General features: G+C 43.7%; 16 protein-coding genes. 4 read left to right on the top strand and 12 right to left on the bottom strand.

Annotated features, from left to right (window positions below; translation table 11 throughout):
• Positions 1 to 207: 207 nt before the first annotated feature.
• Together alr and dnaB are read right to left on the bottom strand one after the other, a co-directional pair.
• On the bottom strand, positions 208 to 1320 hold the full coding sequence (alr, locus tag ACR64G_RS06600) for an alanine racemase (protein ID WP_435978528.1): 1113 nt from the start codon (positions 1318 to 1320) through the stop codon (positions 208 to 210).
• A 66-nt stretch (positions 1321 to 1386) separates the two neighbouring features.
• The gene (dnaB, locus tag ACR64G_RS06595) at positions 1387 to 2787 is read right to left on the bottom strand and encodes a replicative DNA helicase (RefSeq protein WP_435978527.1); all 1401 of its coding nucleotides are present in this window, start codon (positions 2785 to 2787) and stop codon (positions 1387 to 1389) included.
• A gap of 281 nt (positions 2788 to 3068) precedes the next feature.
• On the opposite strand from dnaB, the gene pdxA reads away from it, so the two are divergent.
• From pdxA to ACR64G_RS06580, 3 genes are all read left to right on the top strand, one after another.
• Positions 3069 to 4127 carry a 4-hydroxythreonine-4-phosphate dehydrogenase PdxA gene (pdxA, locus tag ACR64G_RS06590; protein ID WP_435978526.1) on the top strand — a complete coding sequence of 353 codons (1059 nt, stop codon included), beginning with the start codon at positions 3069 to 3071 and terminating at the stop codon, positions 4125 to 4127.
• A 235-nt stretch (positions 4128 to 4362) separates the two neighbouring features.
• Positions 4363 to 5226 (top strand): 16S rRNA (adenine(1518)-N(6)/adenine(1519)-N(6))-dimethyltransferase RsmA, encoded by an 864-nt coding sequence (rsmA, locus tag ACR64G_RS06585; RefSeq protein WP_435978525.1) that lies wholly within the window; start codon positions 4363 to 4365, stop codon positions 5224 to 5226.
• A gap of 44 nt (positions 5227 to 5270) precedes the next feature.
• Positions 5271 to 6110, top strand: a complete 840-nt coding sequence (locus ACR64G_RS06580; protein ID WP_435978524.1) for a symmetrical bis(5'-nucleosyl)-tetraphosphatase — start codon at positions 5271 to 5273, stop codon at positions 6108 to 6110.
• Between the two features lie 93 nt (positions 6111 to 6203).
• Here the strand turns inward: ACR64G_RS06580 and ACR64G_RS06575 are convergent, their stop codons facing one another.
• From ACR64G_RS06575 to ACR64G_RS06540, 8 genes are all read right to left on the bottom strand, one after another.
• Positions 6204 to 8669: a site-specific recombinase gene (locus ACR64G_RS06575; RefSeq protein WP_435978523.1), complete on the bottom strand. Its 2466-nt coding sequence runs from the start codon at positions 8667 to 8669 to the stop codon at positions 6204 to 6206.
• Positions 8670 to 8856: 187 nt separating this feature from the next.
• Positions 8857 to 10641, bottom strand: a complete 1785-nt coding sequence (locus ACR64G_RS06570) for an acyl-CoA dehydrogenase C-terminal domain-containing protein (RefSeq protein ID WP_435978522.1) — start codon at positions 10639 to 10641, stop codon at positions 8857 to 8859.
• 466 nt (positions 10642 to 11107) lie between these two features.
• Positions 11108 to 12901 (bottom strand): acyl-CoA dehydrogenase C-terminal domain-containing protein, encoded by a 1794-nt coding sequence (locus ACR64G_RS06565; protein ID WP_435978521.1) that lies wholly within the window; start codon positions 12899 to 12901, stop codon positions 11108 to 11110.
• A 345-nt stretch (positions 12902 to 13246) separates the two neighbouring features.
• Positions 13247 to 14956 (bottom strand): putative bifunctional diguanylate cyclase/phosphodiesterase, encoded by a 1710-nt coding sequence (locus ACR64G_RS06560; RefSeq protein WP_435978520.1) that lies wholly within the window; start codon positions 14954 to 14956, stop codon positions 13247 to 13249.
• Between the two features lie 145 nt (positions 14957 to 15101).
• On the bottom strand, positions 15102 to 15965 hold the full coding sequence (locus ACR64G_RS06555) for a 16S rRNA (uracil(1498)-N(3))-methyltransferase (protein ID WP_435978519.1): 864 nt from the start codon (positions 15963 to 15965) through the stop codon (positions 15102 to 15104).
• Between the two features lie 226 nt (positions 15966 to 16191).
• Entirely contained in the window at positions 16192 to 17055 is an 864-nt protein-coding gene (locus tag ACR64G_RS06550) for a methylenetetrahydrofolate reductase (protein ID WP_435978518.1), read from the bottom strand.
• Positions 17056 to 17068: 13 nt separating this feature from the next.
• Positions 17069 to 18493, bottom strand: a complete 1425-nt coding sequence (ahcY, locus tag ACR64G_RS06545) for an adenosylhomocysteinase (protein WP_435978517.1) — start codon at positions 18491 to 18493, stop codon at positions 17069 to 17071.
• Between the two features lie 312 nt (positions 18494 to 18805).
• The gene (locus tag ACR64G_RS06540) at positions 18806 to 20749 is read right to left on the bottom strand and encodes a TonB-dependent receptor domain-containing protein (RefSeq protein ID WP_435978516.1); all 1944 of its coding nucleotides are present in this window, start codon (positions 20747 to 20749) and stop codon (positions 18806 to 18808) included.
• A 638-nt stretch (positions 20750 to 21387) separates the two neighbouring features.
• On the opposite strand from ACR64G_RS06540, the gene ACR64G_RS06535 reads away from it, so the two are divergent.
• Positions 21388 to 23403 (top strand): mechanosensitive ion channel domain-containing protein, encoded by a 2016-nt coding sequence (locus tag ACR64G_RS06535; protein WP_435978515.1) that lies wholly within the window; start codon positions 21388 to 21390, stop codon positions 23401 to 23403.
• 27 nt (positions 23404 to 23430) lie between these two features.
• Here the strand turns inward: ACR64G_RS06535 and ACR64G_RS06530 are convergent, their stop codons facing one another.
• Together ACR64G_RS06530 and ACR64G_RS06525 are read right to left on the bottom strand one after the other, a co-directional pair.
• Positions 23431 to 24063 carry a DNA-3-methyladenine glycosylase family protein gene (locus ACR64G_RS06530; protein WP_435978514.1) on the bottom strand — a complete coding sequence of 211 codons (633 nt, stop codon included), beginning with the start codon at positions 24061 to 24063 and terminating at the stop codon, positions 23431 to 23433.
• Between the two features lie 96 nt (positions 24064 to 24159).
• Complete coding sequence (locus tag ACR64G_RS06525) at positions 24160 to 24891, bottom strand: Smr/MutS family protein (protein ID WP_435978513.1); 732 nt, start codon at positions 24889 to 24891, stop codon at positions 24160 to 24162.
• Positions 24892 to 24908: the final 17 nt, after the last annotated feature.

The following is a 24908-nucleotide window of genomic DNA, read 5'->3' as shown; positions in this document are numbered from 1 at the left end:
TAAAATGTTATCCGCCCTCAATCCTATCGCACAAAAGAGTATGCGCGGGTGACAACAAACTTTTAGTATAGCTGAATTCCCTTTAATGTAAATGCCAAATTTCGGTCAGGCGATTCGTTTAGAATCTTACACTAAAGGTTTTTACTAGTATAAAATTTTGTGCCATTACTTAGACATAAGCGTTAACATTTTGTAAGAATAATCGATTTAGACAATCACTCGCAGAGGACGATTGCTTAGGCGGCACAGTAGCTCATAGCTTATCGTACCTGCATGTTGCGCGACGTCATCGACAGGCAAAGCCGCGCCCCAAAGTATCACCTCACTATCTAGTGCAAGATCAATCGGCGTACTACTGACATCTATGACTAGCATATCCATCGCCACTCGTCCTATCACAGGACAGGTATAACTGTCTTTTGTCAAAGCATCGACGACATTCACATGAGCGTCATTATTGACAACTCGCGGATAGCCATCGCCATAACCGACACTCACAAGCGCGGTTCTGGTGTCCTCTTCAGCACTCCAGCGACTGCCATAGCCGATAGTCGCGCCTTGCTTGACGGTTTGAAACGCCATAATTTGCGCGCTAAAGTCCATGACGGCTTGCAAATTCAACTCACTGGCAGACTGATCGGTGACAGGCGAGCTGCCATACAACATGATTCCTGGTCGCACCCAATCGCAGTGACTATCAGGATAGTTGACAATACCCGCTGAATTGCATAGGGATGCTTTGATATTTTTATCGACATCTCTTTGTAAGATAGCAAAGATATCGTTGAAGCGCTGTATTTGAGTTGACGTTAAAGGATGCTCGCGGTCATCAGCATTGGCAAAATGCGTCGTCAGGATAAGCGCATAGCCTGCACCATGTAGACGTTTGGCGGCGCTAACGACACCTTGCTCATCAAACCCTAAGCGGTTCATACCGGTATTGTATTTGAGCCAAACGGTTCGCACTGGGCTGTCCACTGCTGGAATACATTCGAGCGCCCACTCTAACTGCGGCGCATGGTGAATGACGCAGCTACACCCGTTATCGATAGCTTGCTGCCACTCATCTGCACTAAACACACCTTCAACCAATCCGATAGCTTTATCCCAGCCCAAATGTCTTGCTTCTAATGCTTCGGTAAAGCTTGCCACTCCAATAGCATCCGCTAGCACTAGTGCAGGCAATACCGCTGCTACGCCATGACCATAGGCATTGGCTTTTACCATCGCCAGCACTTTAGCATTGGGTGCACGCTTTTTGACTTGCATCAGATTATGAGTCATGGCTTGCGGGTTAATCGTGACGGTAGCAGTGCGCATAATTTGCCTTGTGAATTAGCATCTATATAAGTGTTTCGATCAAGAGTACTCTAAATATGGGTCGATTTATTCGTCGTCAAAGGTGGCGCCTTGATAATACTCAGGTGTCAAATTGGTAAAGCGGGTGAACTGGCCTTCAAAAGCCAGACGTATCGTACCGATAGGCCCGTTACGCTGTTTACCGATGATGACCTCAGCGACGCCTTTATGATCAGTGTTTTCGTTGTAGACCTCATCACGGTAGATAAACATGATCAAATCAGCATCCTGCTCGATTGCGCCTGACTCACGCAAATCAGACATAATAGGGCGCTTGTTAGGACGATTCTCAAGACTACGGTTAAGCTGGGACAAAGCGATGACTGGGCATTCAAGCTCACGCGCTAGAGCTTTGAGACTGCGAGAGATCTCAGAGATCTCGCCAACGCGGTTACCATCAAGGTTGGGTACTTTCATCAACTGAAGATAATCAACGATGATAGCGCCAAGCTTGCCATCATGGTTTTTAGCGATACGGCGACAACGTGAGCGCATCTCTGATGGTGGTAGCGCAGTGCTGTCATCAATATATAAATGCTTGGACTGCAAGTGCTGAATGGCGTTCATCATCTTCGCCCATTCATCCTCGTTCATTTGCCCTGAGCGCAGATGGGTCTGATTGATCGCGCCCCATGAGGACAGCAGCCGCATAACGATAGATTCTGCAGGCATCTCCATCGAAAATACGACTACTGGTAAATCCTCATTGAACAATACGCCTTCTGCTAAGTTCATGGCAAAGGTCGTCTTACCCATAGACGGACGCGCGGCGACGATAACCAAATCTCCAGCTTGTAAACCTTGGGTTTTATTATTGAGTTCTGCAAAGGGCGTTTGCAATCCAATCATGCCATCAGGGTTAGATTTGAGCTCTTGGATTTTGTCAATCACGTTGGTTAATACTGAGGTAATGCCAACAGGGCCGCGCTGCTCAGCTCGCTTATTGTGTTGCTCATTGATACTAAATATCTTGGCCTCGACATTGTCCAAGATGTCACTGACCGTTTGGTCTTTTGGATTGTAGGCGAGAGTCAGCATATCATTGCCAGTCGTAATGAGCTGACGTAAAGTTGAGAGCTCACGCACTCGCTGCGCATACGCCGTTAGGTTAAATAATGTTGCAGGGCTTTGACTCAAAATATCTGCCAGATAGCTATCACCGCCTGCTGATTTGAGTAGCTTTTGCGCCTCTAACCAATCATGCACCATTACCGTATCATACGGCTCATTAACTGCTGCCAGATGCGCAATACCTGCAAAGATGTGCTGATGACGTCCTGCATAAAAGTCGTCTTTGGTGACGATATCGGCTATTTTTTCGTACGCCTCCTCAATGCTCATTAACGATGCGAGCAGTGCCTTTTCAATATCGATATTATGCGGCGGCGTCTGATTCAGTAAGTCGTCTGTTTTTTCGGTGTCTGCCATGAGTACCTAGTTTTTATGTTTTAAATCAAAGATTCAAGGTCAGTTGTCGTTATTATCCAAGGGATAAAAGCGCGATATCCTGCCTTGATGACTGACTAATTAATGCTACAATCGAATGCGAAAGTCTAGCACATTATGAGAATGCTTTAAGGTTAAGATAAAAAATTATCTGCATAACTTAATCATTATATAATCACTTAATACGTATAAAACTTTTATAATAATTAAAATATTATTTAAATGAAATCAGATACTTATAAAACAAATAGGACTGTATTGCTATGCAAAATAAACCGCTATTAATAACAACAGGTGAGCCTGCGGGCATAGGTATGGACGTCCTACTGATACTAGCTGCGCAAGGTCAATTACAAGAGTTTGCACGACCTATCTGGGTGACCGCTGACAAACAAGCCATGCAAGCGCGCGCTGATGCTCTAGTATCGGCAGGCGTCCTAAAAACTGCTCCTAAATGGCAATCTATCGATTCCTCTTTATCGCTAACTGACGATATAAATAACATTGATTTGGCAAGTGACGCGTTTTTGTTATTAGATACGCCTTGTGCTAAACCCGTTGTTGCAGGTCAGATAGAGATAAAAAACGCGGCTATGGTTGCTAAGCAGTTGGAGCTTGCGCATCAACTGGCAGCAGACAAAACGGTTGCTGCTATCATCACAGGATCCTTGCAAAAGTCAGCGTTGATCGATGCCGATATCAAGCTATTAGATGGCACGATGTTTAGCGGGCACACTGAGTTTTTTATGCAACAAAGTCATCGTGATAAAGTGGTAATGATGCTTGCCAATCCTGCGATGAAAGTTGCTCTAGTGACGACTCATTTAGCGCTTAGAGACGTCCCTACAGCTATTACTCAGGACAATGTACGACAAACAGTACAGATCGTCCTTGATGATATGCGTACTAAGTTCGGTCTGGACGCGCCGCGTATTTTAGTTTGCGGTCTCAATCCACACGCGGGCGAGGGCGGTCACTTAGGGCTTGAGGAGCGTGATATTATCAATCCTGTCTTACAAGAATTCATCACCAAAGGCGTTAATATCTCTGAAGCTATGCCAGCAGACACGCTATTTACTCCAAGGCATCTAGCAAATTGCGATGCGGTCATTGCTATGTATCATGATCAAGGATTGCCAGTGCTAAAATCACACGGCTTCGGTGATACGGTGAATTTAACGCTCGGTCTGCCTTACATTCGCACTTCGGTTGATCATGGTACGGCACTTGATTTGGCAGGGCGCGGCGGCGCTAGTGCAACCAGCCTTTATCAGGCACTGGTTATGGCAAACGAGATGGCAGATAAATCTGAGGTAGAGTGAACGCACTCTGGCTTTTTAGCTCGTCTATACATCATAAAACCATCATTTATTAAAGTCATCACTTCGTAAAGTTATTACCTAGCGCGCAATTATGTGATGCTAGTAAGAAATTATATGATAATAGTAGAAGCACAAACGAGCTCCTAGTTATTTTGGAAGGTAGTGTTGAAAGTCAGTGGTTCATTATTAGCTATGATATAATTTGTCTCGTCCTTTATTAGAATAAGAATGATTTATGTCAAAAAGCGCGTTCAATGCCGAAACACTAGCCGCTAGTCTAAAAACAGTCAAGCATCAGCCGCGTAAGCGTTTTGGGCAGAACTTTTTGCATGATGGTAGTATTATTCGCCAAATCGTTGATAGTATTCGCTTGGAGCGTGATGACAATCTGATTGAGATTGGACCTGGTATGGGCGCCTTGACTGAGCCGTTATTAAGCGAGGTCGATGCAATGACTGTGGTTGAGTTGGATCGAGATTTAGCAGATAGCTTACGTATCCGTATCGGTGCTAACAGTCATCCTAACTTTACGATAATAAAAGCCAACGCTATGCACGTCGATTACCGTGAGCTATATAATGAAGAGCGCGGCAAACTGCGAGTGGTGGGGAACTTACCTTATAACATCTCGACGCCCATATTGTTTTATTTATTGGACTTCGCTGATGTCATTCAAGATATGCACTTTATGCTGCAAAAAGAAGTGGTTGAGCGCATTACCGCTGATGTCGGTAACAAAACTTACGGCCGACTGTCAGTGATTATGCAATATCACTGTGAGACTGATTATCTGCTCACTGTACCGCGCGGCGCTTTCAATCCACCGCCTAAGGTCACAAGTGCTGTTTTTCGCTTAACGCCGCATATTACTAAACCAGTAGTCGCTGAAGACGAAGAATACTTCGCCATCGTAGTACGAGAGACCTTTAATCACCGCCGCAAAACCTTGCGGGCTATTTTCAAAAAATCAACATTGCTACCGACTCTAAGCGAAGATGACTTTGCTATTTGTCATATTGATCCGCAAGCGCGACCTGAAACTTTGAGTGTTAGTGATTTTGTGAATCTGAGCAACCAAGCTAAGCGCGTTGAGGCATGAAGATAAAGTTTTAAAGGGTTAGAATTTTATTAAATTGAGGATCTATGAGCTTTCGCCATCAGTATGTCATCGGTGACTTGCAAGGTTGCCACGCCGCGTTTTTGCAATTACTTAAAAAGTTAGATTTTGATCCCAAACAAGACAAGTTGTGGTTTGCAGGTGATTTGGTGGCACGCGGTGAGGATTCACTGAGCACTTTGCGCCATATCAAAACGCTTTGTGAGCAGGGCGCAGCGGCTACCGTACTCGGCAATCACGATATCAATTTGATCGCGGTTTGGCGTAGCGCGGCTAAACTTAAGAAAAAAGATAAGACCGCTCCTATATTTGAAGCAGACGACTGCGATGAGCTATTGGGCTGGCTACGTCATCAGCCACTACTGCTTTATCCTGATGAGCATACGGTACTGGTGCATGCTGGCATTCCGCCGCACTGGACAATAGCCGTAGCTGAAGGTTATGCCAAGCAACTAGAAGCTCAGCTAAAGGGTAGTCTTGAACAATTAGATCGACTACTGCCGCATTTATATAGCAAAGTTGCGGACGATTGGCATACGGGTATTCATGGCTTCACCAAGATGCGCGCTATTACTAATTACTTTACGCGTATGCGTTTATGCACCGAAGATGGCACGCTTGAATTTAGTTTCACGGCTAGCCTAGATGAGTCGATGCCAGAGGGTTATGCGCCTTGGTTTAACTGGCAAGTTACGCGTACCCGCAAGATACTATTTGGGCATTGGGCTGCCTTACAGGGTGAGGTCGATTTGCCTCACGCTCGAGCATTAGATGGTGGCTGTGTCTGGGGTAATGCATTATTGGCATACCGATTACAGGATGCTCAGATGATACGCTCAAGCGCTCAGTGTCCAGCGCCACAATAGTTATTACTAAAAAAAGGGTCTTATACTAAGCTGCTCAACACTTAGATATCAGACTCTTTTTATAGTTGTATGTACAGGCAAGCCACGAAATTACTACGGTAGTTTAGGTGGTTTTTTTGGTTTTGGTAATGGCATTTTGGGATCAGCTAGAGCTTCATCGTCTGTCTGTTGAGTAGAACCTAGCGTTTTTGTTTGTTTGTCATACTGGATATCATCAGTATAGGGAACGCCATTTAGATCTTCATCGAATAAACCGTCATCGAGATCAACGACTTTTTTGGGTGATGTATTGATAGCGGCAGTATGCGCAGTCCAGACTTCATTTTGATTATTATTATCGCTGATACTGTGATCAGTAGTATTGTCTTGCCCTTGAGCGTCGTAATTAATATCACTCATGGATGACTTATCTTTGCTCGCAACTTTCATAGACTTGGGCAGTATTTTGACATCGGATAAGCGTCTGATCACATAGTTGCTTGGTAGAGCTTTACCACCGTTTTGACCAGAGAGGTCTTCAAAAATCATATGACCTTGGCTATCAATACGCGCGTACTGCATAGGTTTTTGGCGTGGCCAAAAAAAGTCTGAAGGATGACTGATAATATGACCAAAAATCAGCTTGGTTAGGCGACCCCATTCAAAAAACCGTACTTCTTTTGAGCGCAGAGCCACAAAAAGCGCTAACGAGAAGCTAACCATCAAATTGACAATACCGATGAGCGCAACGCCAAGTATCGATAAAAAGATTACGCTCCAACTGATATCATCAGCTGACACATTGAATATACCGTGAGCGAAGTTCGCTGAGGCAAAGGCAATGTGGCGGATGTCTAAGGGCAAGCCAAATAAATAACCGATAGTCGCTGTACTTCCTAAGAATACCCCGAATAAGAAGTTACCCATAATAGCGCCCAAGTTCGCCTCTATAAATCCGCCCAAGCGACTCAGCCAAGTTTTAGGCAATAAAAACTGTAGTAATCGATGACGGCGGATGCGCGCGCCAATATTATTGTAGACCGCCAAATTGTCATAGTAGCCTGCGATGAGACCAGATAAGAACAGATACACACCAGCGATAGCCGCATGAGGCAGAGCAAGCGAAGTAAACGGATTAAGATCATGGAGCAGGTGTTCCGCTTTTTCGGTGTCTATCATTGACACGCCCGTATATTGCAACCAAGCGAATGAGATGATGAGTGCTACTGGTATCGCAAGCAACACGTTGCCCATAATAGCGATGAACTGCGTACGCAAAATATCGACGACCAATTCAGATAGTTTGGTCAGTTGATGAGACTTTTTGCCCGAGCCATCTGAGATCGTTGAGGCGATGGCAGCCGCCGTCATCGCTGGCTGCTTGGTGGCAACCGTACCGTGAACAATGTGAATAAAAACAAAGCCCAAACCATAGATCATACTATTGATAAAGGCGCGTCCCATGGGAGCGAGCGCCAAGTGATAAGCCAAAATCTTTAGGGTGGCCATAAAGGCAATAATAAACCCACCGATGGAGGCCTTTTTGAACATCTTGCGATAGCCGGTTTTGTCAGTGCTAATATAGTGTTCACCAACGCGGCTGGCATTCTCAGTGACTTTGCGAGAGAGGAGTTTGGTATTATTATCGATCAAGTAGCCGATACTATAGCGCTGATTTGCTGTCGTGATGATAGTTTGAATCAGATTGATAATCGCGCGATCGCGTTTTTCAAGGTCATTAGTGACCAGTTCAGTCAAGACACGTATACGAGCCAGGCTCTGATCCAAGCGTAGCATCATGTTGGTTAGACGAATAGATATCCCCGTCTTGTATATACGTTTGCGCACTGTTGCTACTATATCCTCGCATTGCTCTAACATAACGAGTAGCGGCGCAGGATCGACAGCCTTTTCAGGAGTAGTATCAGTTAAGGTATCAAGTTCATGTGCTTGCCGATATTGATTGACGAACAATACCGCCTCTTGGTTTTGTGCAACAAAGGATGCTGAATAGTTTAAGATCTGTGGGTAAGCTTCCATGAGATCAGGGTGTAGACCGATGCCAGTGACTCGATATGAGAGAATGATAATAGCGTTTAAGATACTGTTCTTTACCGTAGCGACAAGGTTAAGATGATTGTCTTTGACTTTGAGTAGCTCAACGAGTATGTCCCACTTCTCTTTATCGATATTTGCAAGCCAGCGCTCATCGGTACGCTTATCGAACAGATAGCCGACCAATTCAACGACAGAATCGTCTTGCGGTAATATCGGCAAAAACCTATGACCTACCAAGCGTCTAAAGCTACTAAAAAATCCTTGATCCGACATAATACCAGTATCAGTATATAGCGCAATCTGACGGTATTCGATGATAAGCTTAAGCACAAAGCTGGCAAGACCATCACTATATTCTGGGTGCTGTCTTAGAATATCGATAAGGGTTTGAATGTTTTGATTGGCAAGTGCCGGCTCCTTATCAGTCACGCGTAGCTCATCTATCAAGCGCTTAAGTATCGAGGGCTCAGGTACATCACTCAAAGCGGTAATCTGCTGTAAAATGCGTTTTATCTCTGACACATTAAAGCCTTTTTAAAAAAATAGGAGTGTGAGTGAATTATTATCACTATTTTAATGCGAAGTTGACTGGTAAATTGCATTATTTTGTTAGCAAATAAGTATTTTTAAAGGCGGTTTTAGACAAAAAAAAGGACAGTCGCTAGAACCATCCTTTTATTATTTACGAGTACTCACTACTTAGTCAATACTAGCTAGTAGCGACATTGAAGTAATCTAAATCAAAGTTCATCATTGGTGCACTACCAGCTTCGACCATCTGAGCATGAGCATCAATACGCGGCAAGATACGACCAACAAAATAATCAGCAAGTTTTGCTTTATTAGTGTAAAACTCACCTTCTTTACCGTCAGCAGCTTCAACCATCATCGCAAACATATAAGAGTAGCACAAGTAACCAAAGGCATGCATGTAGTCAACCGCACAGCCATTAATCTCACTTTTGCGCTCACCAATATTGGCTAATACGGTTTGAGTTAAAGCTTCTATTTTATCAGCAGCGTCTAGTGTGGCTTGCTTAACCGCATGATCTGCTTGCATGCTACTGACAAAATCACGAATCTCACCTAAGAAATGAGTGATATATTTACCGTTATTACGAGCAACCTTTCGACCTAGCAAATCAAGTGCTTGAATACCGTTAGTACCTTCATAGATCTGAGCAATACGAGTATCACGAACGATCTGTTCCATACCCCATTCGCGTACATAACCATGACCGCCGAATACTTGCTGGCAATCAACAGTAGCCTCAAGTGCTTTGTCAGTCAAAAACGCTTTGGCGACAGGAGTTAGTAACGCAACACGAGATGCCGCTGCTTTTGCAACTTCAGGATCACTACTGAACTTTTCAGCATCTAAGTTTTTGGCGACATACATAGCAAAACAGCGTGACGCCTCAGAGTTAGCCTTTGCATTCAATAACATACGACGCACGTCAGCATGATGAATAATGGCATCAGCAGGTTTTTCAGGGCTTTGAAGCTGTGTATCACTACGGCCTTGACCACGATCATTGGCATAAATTGCCGCGTTTTGATACGCAAGCTCAGAGCCGCCCAAACCTTGTAGACCCATCGTCACGCGCTCATAGTTCATCATGATGAACATAGAGGATAGACCCGTGTTTTCAGCGCCAACCATCCAGCCCTTAGCACTATCAAAGTTCATAACGCAAGTTGCTGAAGCTTTTATGCCCATTTTGTGCTCAATTGAACCTACTGCTAGCGTATTACGCTCACCCAAACTACCATCTTTGTTCACCAAGAATTTAGGAACGACAAACAATGAGATTCCTTTTGAGCCCTCTGGTGCGTCTGGTGTTTTGGCCAGTACTAGATGAACGATGTTATCGGTTAAGTCATGCTCACCGCCAGTAATAAAGATTTTAGTACCGGATACATCATAGCTACCATCACCGTTTGGAACGGCTTTGGTTTTAATAATACCTAGATCGGTACCAGCATGTGGCTCAGTCAAGCACATCGTACCTGACCACTCACCGGCATACATCTTCTCTAAATAAATCCCTTTGAGCTCATCAGATGCGGCAGCATTGATACAAAGCGTAGCACCAACCGTTAGATTAGGGTAGAGGGCAAAAGACTGGTTGGCTGTAAAGATCATCTCTTCTGTCAGCATAGTGACCATTTTTGGAAAACCTTGACCGCCATATTCAGGATTACCACTCAAACCAACCCAGCCTGATTCAGCGTACTGGTTATAAGCGTCCTTGAAACCTGATGGCGTTGTAACCACACCATCACCTTCAAAAGTAGCACCTTCTTCATCACCGCTACGATTAATCGGCAGTAGAACGTTTTTGGATAATTTCGCCATCTCTTCTAAAATCATATCGACAGTTTCCATGTCAACATGAGCCAAACTGTCATTACTTTGCCAAAATTCATGAGCTTTGAATACATCCGTTAAGATGAAGCGCATATCGTTAAGCGGGGCATTATAGACAGACATAAACATTCCTTGGATTCGTAGATATAAAAGTTAATTGAGCTAAAGTAAGCAATGATGTTGTTGACTTCACTTTAACAATCAGTTGCTAAAGTTTAGCAAATTAACCTATTAACTTGTGTATTTGTTCGTGAATTGTGTGTGCACTAAAAGTTATCAGTGGGTCTTGTATTGCTTAAATAAATACTTATGAGTAGTGATGAGGTTCATTGCAATAGCGATAGTGCTAGTAAAGACAGCTGGCGCTAATGGATCAAAGGACTATAATTATTACCTCTACGCTTGTATAAACAATACCAGTAGCAAAAGATAGGATTAGCGACTCATAAAAAGCGCATTATTTCGCTTGAAGCATCATAGTAGCCTCAATAAGCTCAAGGGTCATATCAGCGGCGTAGATCAAAAAAATCGGCAATCTACCGAAGTAGATTGCCGACCATTGATATACTAATTACGTGCTAGGCATCAATTAAAACGAGAACTGTTCGACATCCATGCTCATATACGGCTCACTACCTGTCGCAATACGCTGAGCGTAGGTTGAAGTACGCGGCAGTAGCTTGGCAAAGTAGAACTGCGCCGTTTTGACTTTGGCGTCATAAAACGCTTTTTCACTATTGCCAGCAGCGATTTGGGTTTGTGCAATAAGCGCCATACGTGCCCATAAGTAGGCCTGGGTCACATAACCGCTAAAGTACATGTAATCAACTGCAGCGGCACCAACAGCTTCTGGGTTATCCGAAGCTTGCTTACCAATCTCAGTAGTCAGCTCACCCCATTGTGCGATGTGCTGCTCAAGTGGTTCAATGAACTGCGCCATATCAGCGTTGTCTTTATTGGCATCACAGAAGTCTTGGATGACTTTAGTGAAGTTGGCGAGTAGTTTGCCTTGTGAGCCCAGTACTTTACGGCCAATCAAGTCAAGCGATTGAATCTGCGTAGTACCTTCATAGATACATGAGATCGTTGAATCACGAACGTTTTGTTCTAGACCATACTCAGTACAAAAACCGCTACCGCCCATAACTTGAACGCCGTGACCTGCAGCCTCTAGACCTGTTTCAGTCAAGAACGCTTTACCAATTGGAGTCAACAATGACAACATTTGATTGGCATATTCTTGCGCTTCGCCTTCGCCTTTAGCAACGATATCAGCGAACTGAGACATATAACCAATCAGGGCGCGTCCACCTTCAGCAAAGGCTTTGGTCGTTAGTAACATATCACGAACCGCAGGATGCACGATAATGGGATCAGCTGGTTTTTCTGGCGCTTTGGCACCGTCTAAAGAGCGAAACGCCAAGCGATCTTTAGCGAATGCTAAGCCACCTTGAAAAGCGAACTGAGCGGCGGTCACACCTTGAATAGCTGTACCGATACGAGCGACATTCATAAAGGTGAACATGACGTTCAGACCACGGTTTTCTTCACCGATCAAAAACCCAGTCGCGCCATCATAGTTCATGACACAAGTCGCTGAGGCTTTGATACCCATTTTGTGCTCAATGGACCCGCAAGTGACAGCATTACGCTTGCCAACGCTACCATCATCATTGACCATAAACTTAGGAACAACAAATAGTGATAATCCTTTGGTACCCTCTGGGGCATTAGGTAGGCGGGCTAGAACGATATGAATGATATTGTCAGACATGTCATGCTCGCCTGCTGATATCCAGATCTTGCTTCCTCTAATACTGTAGCTGCCATCCTCTTGAGGCTCAGCTTTGGTGCGCACTAAGTTTAGATCAGAGCCGCACTGAGGCTCAGTCAAACACATAACGCCCGTCCAAATGCCTTCAACGAGGCTTGGAAGGTACTTTTGCTTTTGCTCATCAGTACCATGATGCTCAAGAGTAGCCACACAGCCCTCAGACAACCCAGGATACATACCAAATGACCAGTTAGCCGTACCCATAAATTCAGAAATTGCTGAATTAAGTGACAGGGGCATGTTTTGACCACCAAACTCTTCTTCTGCGGTCAAAGAGGTAAAACCAAGTTCGCAGTACTGCTTATAGGCTTCTTTAAAGCCTTTTGGCGTAGTGACTTCACCATTTTCAAAGTGACATCCTTCAGCATCACCGCTTTGATTAAGAGGCGACAATTCATTTTCAGCAAAACTTGCTGCGGTTTCTAGGTAGCTATTGACGATGTCCGCTTCGATATGAGCATATTCGCCTAGTTTTTGATAATGAGTCGTGCTGTCTAAAAGCTCATGCATAACAAACTGCATGTCACGTAATGGTGCTACATATTGCATAGTAGTGTCCTTTGTTGGAATAGGGCGGTTGGCGGTCGACAACAGTCACCTAAGTTTTGAGGGTCAGCGGATGACTGATAAGACATTATGTCGGTCATGATCGAGGTTAGCTATATTAAATAGTAGATCGAAAATCACAGTATCTCTATACCCAGTCTAAAAGATAGGCGTTCGAGGATAATTATACAAGTTTGGTCATAATACTCATAAGTCATCAACCTATCTTGCATCAACAAATCAAGCAAAGCTAAAGAATAACGACACCTGTCTGTTTGTTACTTGAAGTTAAACTAATAGGCAGGCGTTAAAGTTAGGGGATATTGACTTGACTTATAACAGGTAATTTTAGGGTTGATACTGATGGGTGAGTACTTTGGTGGCTACATCGGCGGATACTGCTTTTCCAAACCAATATCCTTGTGCATATTTGCAACCCATTTGTTGTATCAAGTTGCGCTGCTGCTCAGTTTCGATACCTTCTGCGACGACTTGTAGATCAAGCGCCGCTGCCAGATCTAAAATTGCTTTTACGATGGCACGCTGTGTACCACTGGTCTCTATTTGTGAAATAAAGCTTTTATCTATTTTGATAAAGTCAAAAGGATAGTCTTGTAGATAACTTAAAGAGGCATAACCGGTACCAAAATCATCAAGCGCTAAACAAATTCCTAATGCTTTAAGGGCTTTGAGCTGATTTTGTACATTGGCATGGCGCTGAATCAAAGAAGATTCTGTCATCTCGATATGGAGCTGATGTGAATGGACGTTGTTATCTTTTAATAGACGATCTACTATAGAGAAAAAATGCGGATGACCAAACTCTGCAACATCAGCATTGACGCTGATATGTTGACAACATCCTAATTTTCGCCATTTAGAAAGCTGCTTTGTAATCTGGGTTATCATTTGAGAAAACAGCTCAAATGAGAGTTTATGATTGATAATCGCATCCATAAACTCTATGGGTTTGAGTAAACCCCGAGTAGGATGCTGCCAGCGTACTAATGCTTCAAACCCTACGATAGCACCTGTGTCCAACTCAACTTTAGGCTGATAAAAGGGCATTAATTGGCTATCGTGAATAGCCAAGCGCAGCTCTGACTCTAGTAGCAAACTATCAGTAGCCGCAGTATTAATAGATTTATCATACCAGCTTATGTCATCGCCGCCGTTTTGCTTGGTATATTGCAACGCTTTTTCAGCTTTGATCAACAGATCTGTAATCTGATTACCCTGTTCAGGATAGTAGCTTACGCCAACAGAGATGTGACAATAAATAGAGATTTTTTTTGAGTTCTCATCAACACTGACAAAGGGCCGCTCACACATTTGCATTAAAATATCAAGCTCATTACGCACCAACTGCGCGTCAGAGTACTCAAACAATAGAGCAAAGTCATCACCGCCAAAGTGCGAAAAACTATATAGGTTTTTGAACTCAAGTGATTGTACTCTAAAAACAAAATCTTTTATTAAACTCTCAATTCCTTTAGGTCCCAAAGTATTAGCGAGCATCCGGTAGCGGTCAATATTGAGACGGGCTACTACAATCTCTTGATAGCTGTCTATGAGTAACTCACTCATCGTACTCAAAAAAACTTTGCGGTTGGGTAGATTGGTCAATTGATCGTAATTGAGCAGATGATTAACGTATTTTTTTTCAGTAATCACAGGTAGTATGTCTCGAATAATACCCATGTAATATACCGTGTCATCGACGCAGACTCTACGATAGGTAATATGACATTCAATAGTCTTGTTAAAGCGATTAGGCATAGAAAATTCATTTTCATAAAATCCTTCTTTTTTTAGCCGCTCATGTATATTACTGAGTAATACACGTTCTTCTTCATTCAAGAATTCAGCGGTATATATGCCTAAAGGACGACCAACCAAATAATCTTCATCGTAACCTATCAGCTTTTGGTAAGCTGAATTGACTGATAAATAGCGAAGATCAGCATCGAGTATGGATACCGCATCACTAAATTGCTCATAAGACTGTAGGAGCAACTGCTGTTTGTCAGAGGACGATAGCGGTATAAAAGAATCCATAGAACACTCAAATCAATAGATCAATTAGGTCAGTATAACTAATATTTAAAACAATAATAAGTCTAATGCACTAGTTATATAACAAAATATGAGTATAAAGGCGTATATACTCTTAACATGTTAATTGCAGGGATTCGTCTTGCACTTATATCGTAGGTATAACCAATCGCAAGGCTTGAAGTGTTGCCAATGCGACAACAGGCGCCGTCTCAGTACGAAGGATACGTGACCCTAGCTGCCAAGGATGGAAACCTGCTTGCGCTGCTTGTGTGCATTCGTCTCGACTCAATCCGCCCTCAGGACCTATTAACAGCTCCACATAAGGTCGCTCTTTTGCTAGTACAGGGGGCAGGATCTCAGGCATAGCAGGTTGTCCTGCCGTAGGGACACTCATCTGTAGACGTATATCAGCTTGACCCGCTAGCGACTGATAGTAGATGTCTTGACTGATCTTGGATACTAAAGAGCTTAGAGTAGCACTATTGCTATCATGATTTTGAGCCAGCCAGTCTTTTATGCTTATAGGCGCTAATATGAGCGGTGGTCGATTAAGACCACACTGCTCGCAAGCGGCGATAGCGATTTGCTGCCAATGCGCTAATTTTTTATCGACTTGCACAGGTTTTAAGTTAACCTCACCATGATGGCTACTTAGCAATTGAATCGCAGTGACACCAAGCTCAGTAGTTTTTTGGATCGCATAGTCCATACGATCGCCGCGACTCATGACTAAGGCAATTTTGCTCGTTATACCTGCACTACGATCTTCAGAGGTATAAGATTGCAAGGTCGCCGTTGCTTGCTTTTTGCTAATAGCGGTTAGCTGTACTTGATACTCACCGCCAAAACCATCAAAAATAATTCCTTCGTCACCAACATCGGCGCGCAGTACTCGGCACCAGTGATGAGTGATCGTATCAGTTAGCATTAGGTTTTGACCAATAGATAACTCACTTAGTTTTTTTTGCTGAGTATCTTCATTACTGAGGGCATAAAAAAAACGTCGCACAGCAATTTATCCTTGTTAAATAATTGACGGTAAGAAGGTTAGCAGTATCTAGTTTAGAGTAGCGAGAAAGGTGTGCAACCAGTCAGTCAAATGTTGTGCTACCTATTAGGTAGATGATTTTATCATCTCTACGTCTTAGTATTATGAATCATTTGATGAGCAAAGATCCTAAAAATAAAAAAACTGGCACTCATAAGAGTACCAGTTTATAAAAAACTATAATTAATTACTCAGCAGTAACAGCGGTTACCAATCCTAATGACTCAACCAAACGCTTGTTAGGCTCAACTTTATTCATGCTATAAAAATGCATAGCAGGTACGCCCTCCAAGATCAAGCGTTCGCAAAGACGATGTACTACATCAAAACCAAACTCACCAATAGCTTTTTTGTCATCACCAAAATCAGCCAGCTGCTTACGCACATAGCGTGGTATATCAGCGCCGCAGCTATCAGCAAAGCGAATGAGATTGCTAGAATTGGTAATTGGCATGATACCTGCAACCAAAGGTTGAGCTATCGTATCGATACCACGGCGCTCTAACGTATCACGCAAATACAAGTAGCTATCAGCGTTATAAAAGAATTGGGTGATAGCCGCGTTAGCGCCAGCGTAATATTTATGAACTAGATTATCTACATCAGATTCAAAACTACGCGCTTGTGGGTGCATCTCAGGATAAGCAGCTACCTCGATATGGAAATGATCGCCTGAGTGCTCACGGATGAATTTGACTAGATCTAGTGCAAACGGCAGCTCGCCCATACCCACTTGACCTGAGGGCAAGTCACCACGGAGGGCAACCAGACGACTGATTCCCAAGCTTTTGTAATGCTCGAGCAGTTCTGCAATCTCAGCTTTGTCATCGCCAATACAAGACATGTGCGGGGCGATATCAGTGTCACCGCGTACGCATAATGCTTGGACAATATCTAAAGTGCGACTACGGGTCGAACCGCCAGCGCCATAAGTCACTGAAAAGTAGCTGGGCGCAAGCTTGTTCAGCTCATCATAAGTGCGCAGTAGCTTCTCGTGTCCTAACTCCGTTTTGGCAGGGAAGAACTCAAAAGAAAAAGCAGGCTTGTTCACAGTCTAGCTCCTCTTAGTATTTATAAGCATCAGGCTTGAATGGCCCTTCAACAGGTACACCTAGATACTCAGCTTGCTTGCTTGTCAGCTTAGTTAAGGTACCGTTGAAGCCTGCAACCATGGCCGCTGCAACTTCTTCGTCGAGCTTTTTCGGCAATACTTTGACATATAGATTATCGAAGCGATCATCGACAGGCAGTTCGGCAAACTTCTCATCGAACAAGTACATTTGCGCGAGTACTTGGTTGGCAAATGAGCCGTCCATCACGCGCGAGGGGTGACCGGTGGCATTACCTAAATTCACTAGGCGACCTTCAGCGAGTAAGATAAGGTAATCATTGACATCGTCTGAGCGGAAGATTTGATGAACCTGCGGCTTAACCTCACTCCAGCGCCAGTTATCACGCATAAATTGGGTGTCAATTTCGGTATCGAAATGTCCAATGTTGCAGACGACAGCGCCAGGCTTGAGTGCTGCTAGCATATGTTTATCACAAACATGATAGTTGCCCGTAGTCGTGACAATCATGTCCGTGTCTTCTAGCAGACGCGTATTGATACCATCCGCGCCGCCTGTGTTATCGCCATCGATGTACGGAGATAACACTTCATAGCCATCCATACAGGCTTGCATTGCACAGATTGGATCGACTTCTGAGACACGTACAATCATGCCTTCTTGACGCAAGCTTTGTGCTGACCCTTTACCAACATCGCCATAACCAATAACGAGAGCGCGGCGACCCGCTAGGAACATATCGGTTGCACGTTTGATTGCATCGTTTAAGCTATGACGACAGCCGTACTTGTTATCATTCTTTGATTTAGTGACCGCGTCGTTGACATTGATAGCAGGTACTTTTAGCGTGCCTTTGTTTAACATCTCAACTAAGCGATGCACGCCTGTGGTGGTCTCCTCAGAGATACCATGCACAGCATCAAGCATTTGCGGATAGTCATTGTGAATAAGTGCGGTCAAGTCGCCGCCATCATCTAGGATTAAGTTGGCGTCCCACAGCTGACCGGTCTCTTCACCGCCCACATGAATCTGTTGACGTAAGCACCACTCATACTCTTCATCAGTTTCGCCTTTCCAGGCGAATACAGGCGTGCCAGCAGCAGCAACCGCAGCCGCAGCATGATCTTGAGTTGAGAATATATTGCATGAGGTCCAACGAACTTCAGCACCAAGCGCGGTGAGCGTCTCGATAAGTACGGCGGTTTGAATCGTCATGTGAATACAGCCTGCAATCTTAGCGCCTTTAAGCGGTTGATCGTCTTGGTAGCGACGACGCAAACCCATAAGGGCTGGCATTTCAGCTTCAGCAAGCGTAATCTCGCGGCGGCCGTAATCAGCAAGGCTAATATCAGCGACTTTGTAATCAGTGAAAGAGGGGTCGATCGTATGGGCAGATGGGGTGTTAGACACTGCGTCCATAATATGCTCCTATCAGTTAATAGATAAAAAGAATAAAAACGCAGGTGCCGTTATTTGCACGTGGTACAGAATTTATATAGTCTGTGCCGCGTTGCCGAGCCTAACACAGCTTGTTGTCAGCTGCAGTGCAACACCTCTCGGAGGGGAATATTGTAAATGATAACAGCTTATTTGTCATCTACCGTCTGACATAAATAGGTGACGATAAAGACATATTCTATATTCTTACATAATGGTTTACCAAAAAAAGAGCGTCAATGGACACCCTTTTTTGTTTGCTAGCACTCATAGAATTAATGGTATTTTCTAATTTTAGAACCAATCATAGGTTAGCGAACCAAAATAATTAGTGCCGTCAGTAGCATACTCAGTGCCGAATTGATTGGAAAGCGTGTAGTCTTCATCAGTGATGTTTTCAACACGCAAGTTTGCACGCAAATTAGGGTTGATATAAATAGTGCCGCTCAAATTCACTAACGTGTAGTCATCCAACTTGGTTTGATTGCTCACATCAGAAAATCTCTCATCGGTATGCTTGGCTTCAAGACGGACATCAAAGGTAGGTTGCTGATAGCCGATATAAATCAAACCACTATTTTGAGGGCGGTAGACAAGATCATTTCCCTTATTGGTACTGCCTGATGTGTCATTTTTTGCCTCTAAATAATCATATCCTAAACCAAATAAAAACGAATTTAAATACCAATCTGAGGTAAGACTTAGGCCTTTGATCTTTGCCTCTCCAGTATTGGTATTACCACCAATTAAATCCTCAACATCAGTGTGATAACCCGTCAGACGTGAGATCTGATAACCTTTATCATACTCAATAAACACTTCGGTGTTCTTGCTCGTCTCAGGCTTTAAATTGGGATTGCTAAAACCGGGGTAGTACAAGTCATTAAAGGTTGGCGCGCGAAAGCCTGTCGCGTAACTTGCACCAATGCGCATGCCGTCTAGTGGGCGTATAGCAGCGCCTAGGTTATAAGTGCTTTGATTGCCGTATTGTGAATTGTCATCAACGCGGTAGTTGGCTTGTAAGTCATAATAGTTATCTGCTAATTGGTAACCGACAAAGGCACTTGTAACTTCTCTATCCTCAGGGGAGTAGGGTGTCGCGGTAAAATCGCTAAAGTCAGCATTAAAGACTTTTACCGCAGAAGCATCAAGCTTTTGTGATAGCCACTCAGCACCAACAATAACCGTGCCAGGTTGTACATTAATTTGGCTCTCTAAACGCACTTGTTCTTGGGTAGTATCGAATCGACTACCCTCTTGATAATTGATAGAATTATTATCGTGAGACGTCGATTCATCGATACTTTGCCCATAGCTTAATTTGGTCAGCGTTGATGGGGTCTGGTACTGTAAATAGGCGTTAGCACTACCGTTTTTTTGATCGGAGTACGCATTGGGAACCAAGGCTCCAGCCGAGTCAAACTCAGTTGTAGAGTCTGAATATAAGCCGCTAATTCCAGCACTGAGTGCATCGTTGAATCTATGCTGTAACGCGATACTAGCATTGGTTGATTCAAAGCCATCATCATCAGCGTTGTAGTCAAAAGAATTGGTATTAGCAACCGCATTAAAGCCATCTGTCTCATTGTGACTGACGCCCAAACTTAGTGAGGAGGTGTCATTCTTGAGTTGACCTGTGATGCCAACTTGGTAATGATCATGACTGCCGTAACCTGCGGTAGTGGACACGCTAGATTGCTCTACATTACTGCCCTTAGTAAAGATCTGAATAACACCGCCCATAGCATCAGAGCCATAAATACTAGACCCCGAGGCACCGTATAGGATTTCGATACGATCAATTTGGTCGGCGGGCAATAGGTTCAATGCTGGGGTTCCAGCAGAGATTGAGCTATAACGAATACCATCGATGAGTACAAGGACTTGTTTGCTGTCGTAGCCGCGCATATAGAAATTGCTGATAGTTCCCATACCGCCGCTTTGTGAGATGTTGATACCTGATTGGTTCTGTAGTACGTCAAGTATCGTCTGACCTTGATAACGCTGAAGCTCTTCGCTATCGATAACTCGCGTTTGCGCGATGACATTGCTCGTGCGCGTCGGCGTGCGCGTCGCAGTCACCACGATCTCATCAAGCTCAACTTGGGGTAGATCGCTATTACTATTGTCAACAACGTTAGGCACTGCTGCTACTGCTGTGTTCATTGCAAAGCCGCCAAGTACGCTTAAAATACTTAGTCTAAGATAATTTGAAGAGGGTATAGGCGTTAGAGTCATAACAGGTTCCAAAAAGGCTAAAAATAGCAAAAATATGCAAGAGAATGAAGCATTCAATAAGTAGGGTACATTATCAACAATAACGATCAAGATATAAACTATTTCTACGCAATATCTGCTCAGGGTTAGATGAGTAACTTTCATCATTAAGATTGTAATTGTAATGACTTCATTTTTTAGCCGCTATATCACAGGTTCAAAGTAAGATATAGAAACACTAATTTATAAAAATGGTCCAATCAAAAGCACTAGTGTCATAAATAATTGTTATGATATCGGCTACTTTTATCTGCTGCTATTATCGGTTAGCGTTGTTTTAGGGCGTGTTTGATAATTCATAAATGAACACTGCTGATCGCTAAAATTGTTCCAGACACGGCGCAAGTCGAAGATAATGTTGATGCCTTAGCTAGACTTGCAACACATTGCCTATATAGAGCTGGGGGGGTAATTTTAGCATCAGCCTGAAAGGACAGGACTCTTTTTTGCCGCTCCTTTGATAAAAATATACGCTTAGAAGACTCGTCTTACTATTTTTATCTTTGAATCGTCTAAAAAATAGTCTCTGTCAGTGACATGATCGAATATCAAACATGCCCTATATTTTTGTGACTATTTATTGTACTAAGAGGTTCGTTTTGTCTACTGATTACCACTTCCTATCTACTAAGCCTAAAACTACTGTGCCCAAAATAATATCAGCGCGCAAGATCGTTACTACGATGACCTTGATGCTAGCGATGTTACTGACCTTGTCGCTACCGTCCATAGGACAAGCCGCTGATAGCGGAGTGCTAGGAGTTGATAGCTCACAAGAGGAGGCGCGAGCACCTATACCCGATGCGTTTGGGCGTGATACTCCGAGATTGACGGTTCAAGGATTTATCGCAGCGCTGGGTCAAAATGATTACCTACTTGCCAGCAACTATCTTAATTTATCTAAGTCGGATAATCCGACGACAATGGTGCGCCAGTTCAAACAAGCACTCGATAGCGGTGCACGGTTTTTGCCTGATCTACAGATCAGTAATGCGCCTGAAGGTAATGTGACAGACCAGCTACCACCAAGCCAAGAAAAAGTCGGTACGATCGATATCAATGACAAAAGCGTTCCGGTAATGCTTGAGCGGGTCGTGTCTAATAACGGCAAACAGTACTGGCAGTTCTCTGCCGATACCTTAAGCTCGATACCTGAGGTGTTAGAAGATACAGAGCCGACATTGATATCCCAATACAGCTTTGAGTCGTTAGAAGATGAACAGCTCTTTGGTTACCAGCTGGCAGATTTGGCAGCAGCAATCATATTAATATTCGGAAGTTTTTTGCTGACTTATATTGTGGTATGGGTGTTTTACCACTTGCTGAGACTGGTCTATCCGCGCGTACGCGGCATACCGCTACCTATGCCAGATAAAGTAATACTACCTTTATCGATTGTCATTATGTCCATGATCTTATCTGAGGTCATGATATATGCGGGAGTCTCAGTGACCCTTCGCGAGCCGATCAATCGCTTCACTGAGGTTGCCTCTTGGCTTGCGGTCACTTGGCTGCTACTACGTATCGTCGATGCTCTCTTTACCCGTGCGGTAAATATGAGCTACAGAAAAAATCATACAGAACGCGTTTCTATCTTAGGACTACTGCGTAAAGTGGTCAAAGCACTACTGCTTATCTTCGCCGTCATCGTCATCTTTGGCAATTTGGGCTTTGATCTGACTACAGGGATTGCCGCCTTAGGTGTTGGTGGTTTGGCATTGGCTCTAGGTGCACAAAAGACGATTGAGAACCTCGTCGGCAGTGTGGTAGTGGTAGCGGATTCACCTGTGCGTATAGGCGATTATTGTAAGTTTGGTGATCAAGAAGGAACGGTGATCGATATCGGTATTCGCTCATCACGGGTGCGCACTCTGAACCGCACTATAGTGACAGTACCCAATGGTGACTTTTCATCGATGCAAATTGAGAACTTTACCTCGCGTGATATGTTTCACTTTTTGCATAATTTATACATTAAGCGCACCGCTGACATCGATGTTGTATTCAAGATGGTCAATGATTTAGATAGTTTTTTAAATGAGCATGAATTAACCAATAAAGAGTGGAATCAGGCTAATATCTCAGAGCTACGTCAAGACTGCTATATTATTCAGCTCAGAGGATATGTCAACTCTGTCGATGTTACTGAATTTTATGGTAAACAAGACATTTTACTTGTCGATATTTTGAATTTGGTCAAAAAATACAAAGTGGAGCATGCGCTACCCACTCAGCAGTTGATCGTCCATCAAGAAGAGCTCAAACAACAGTTTGACAATGATACTGATAAAGTTAAAAACAGCGACACTGACGACACTGTAGATAAAGAGAGTAATAGTTATCAACCATTAAGCCGGCAGGCCGATGACTGTGAGGTAATAGACAGTGAAGTAATAAATAGTGCTGATCTAAATGCTGTTGATTTAAAAGGTACTAACGATAATACGAATGATACTCCTAAGAAAAGCGCAAATAAGAAAAGCGCAAATAAGAAAAGCGCAAATCATAATAGACATAGGCAGGTGACCGCTCTTAGACTGGCTAAGCGTAAGTTTAAACGCGCACACATAATACCTATGTTGTCGTTGTGGAACCAGCCTTGGCGTAAGCCTTAGACTTTAGTAAAGTTATACACAAAGCTTTTATAGCGGTATAGCCGTATTGCTACGTACCCAGCCATAATGCAACCACAATAGTAAACTGGCAGCACTGCGATAGGGCGACCATTTTTGGGTCAGGGTTTGGAGCTGTTTAGGCGTCGGACGCTCTGTCAGCTCTAAAGGCGTCATTGCCGATACTCGAATTGCCAGATCATCCACTGCCAGTACATCAGCACGTCCTAATGAGAACAATAAATACATCTCAGCCGTCCAGCGTCCCACTCCTACCACAGCAGTAAGAGTTTTAATGACCTCTTCATCAGACAAAGTTTTTAGAGTGCCAAAGTCTATATCGTGCTCAGCTAGTGAGCGTACATACCGACTTTTTTGTTTAGATAGTCCTTGAGCACGCAATGTCTCATCGTCTGCTGCCAGAACAGACTGCGGCGTAGTCAACCCAGCATCCACGATGCGCCCCCAGATACTACTAGCTGCCGCTACCGATAGCTGCTGACCGACTATCGATCGCATTAGTTGCTCAAAACCGCCGCTATTACGTCGCAAACTAGGGGCACCAACTTGGGTATACATAGGCGCAAATCTCGGTTCAATGGTGATCAAAGCCTCAATGTGATCTTGTAGCGTTTCTAAACTTTCAATAGTCTGTATGCTCATAGGTCCTCTTTATGCGTCAACGAAGTTTTAGATATAAATTTGGAATAAAAAAAAGGACTGCGCTATGCAGTCCTTTTTTCGTCAAGATTATGGGATTTACTCGCCATCAGTTTTAGACTTTTTGAGTAGTACCAGTACAGCGCCATTACCACCATCTTTTGGTGGTGCTGAGCAAAATGCTAGCACTTCTGGGAGTTGACGTAACCAGCCATTGACACAAGTTTTCAAAATTGCCTCTTGTCCTTTGCCATGGACGATTTTGACTGAGGTTTCGTTGTTAGTTCTAGCTTGAACGAGTAGTTGTGTCATCGCAGCACGAGCTTCTTCAATAGTGCAACCATGAATATCTACCGCGTCATACCAGCGTAATTTACCGTGCTTGAGCTGGGTGAATACCTTGTTCTGTAGGGTAGGCTGCTTATATGATAAATAGGCCTCACTTGCCACAGGATTGAGTAGCGCTTGCATATCGGACAGACCTGTACTCAAGTCGCCTTCTTCATTGCCTTGCGCCGCTGCACGTTTAGACAAGGTAGTCGCATCTGGCTTCGCCGCTTTTACAGCATTAGCAGGAGAGCGCACGTTTTTGTCCTCTAGCTGATTGACACCGTGCATCGCTTGCATAAATAGAACTTTGTCGTCATCGACATGCTCACTATCTAATTGCTTAACCGTTTTTTTGACCTGTTTTTGCGTCGGTAGTGACACAGGCTCAGTAGGCTTTTGATTCTCGCCTTCTGGTGCATTGGTATCGCGGCCTTTGCTTAATTGACCTTTGAGCTCTTGGAGTTGATCTTGCATCTCTTTTGAAAATAGTGAATTTGCCATAATAATTGCTATATCGT

Source organism: Psychrobacter sp. DM4, assembly GCF_051307035.1.
Classification (GTDB): domain Bacteria; phylum Pseudomonadota; class Gammaproteobacteria; order Pseudomonadales; family Moraxellaceae; genus Psychrobacter.
Note: the sequence above shows the minus strand (reverse complement) of the source record. Positions and strands in the feature narration are given on the sequence as shown.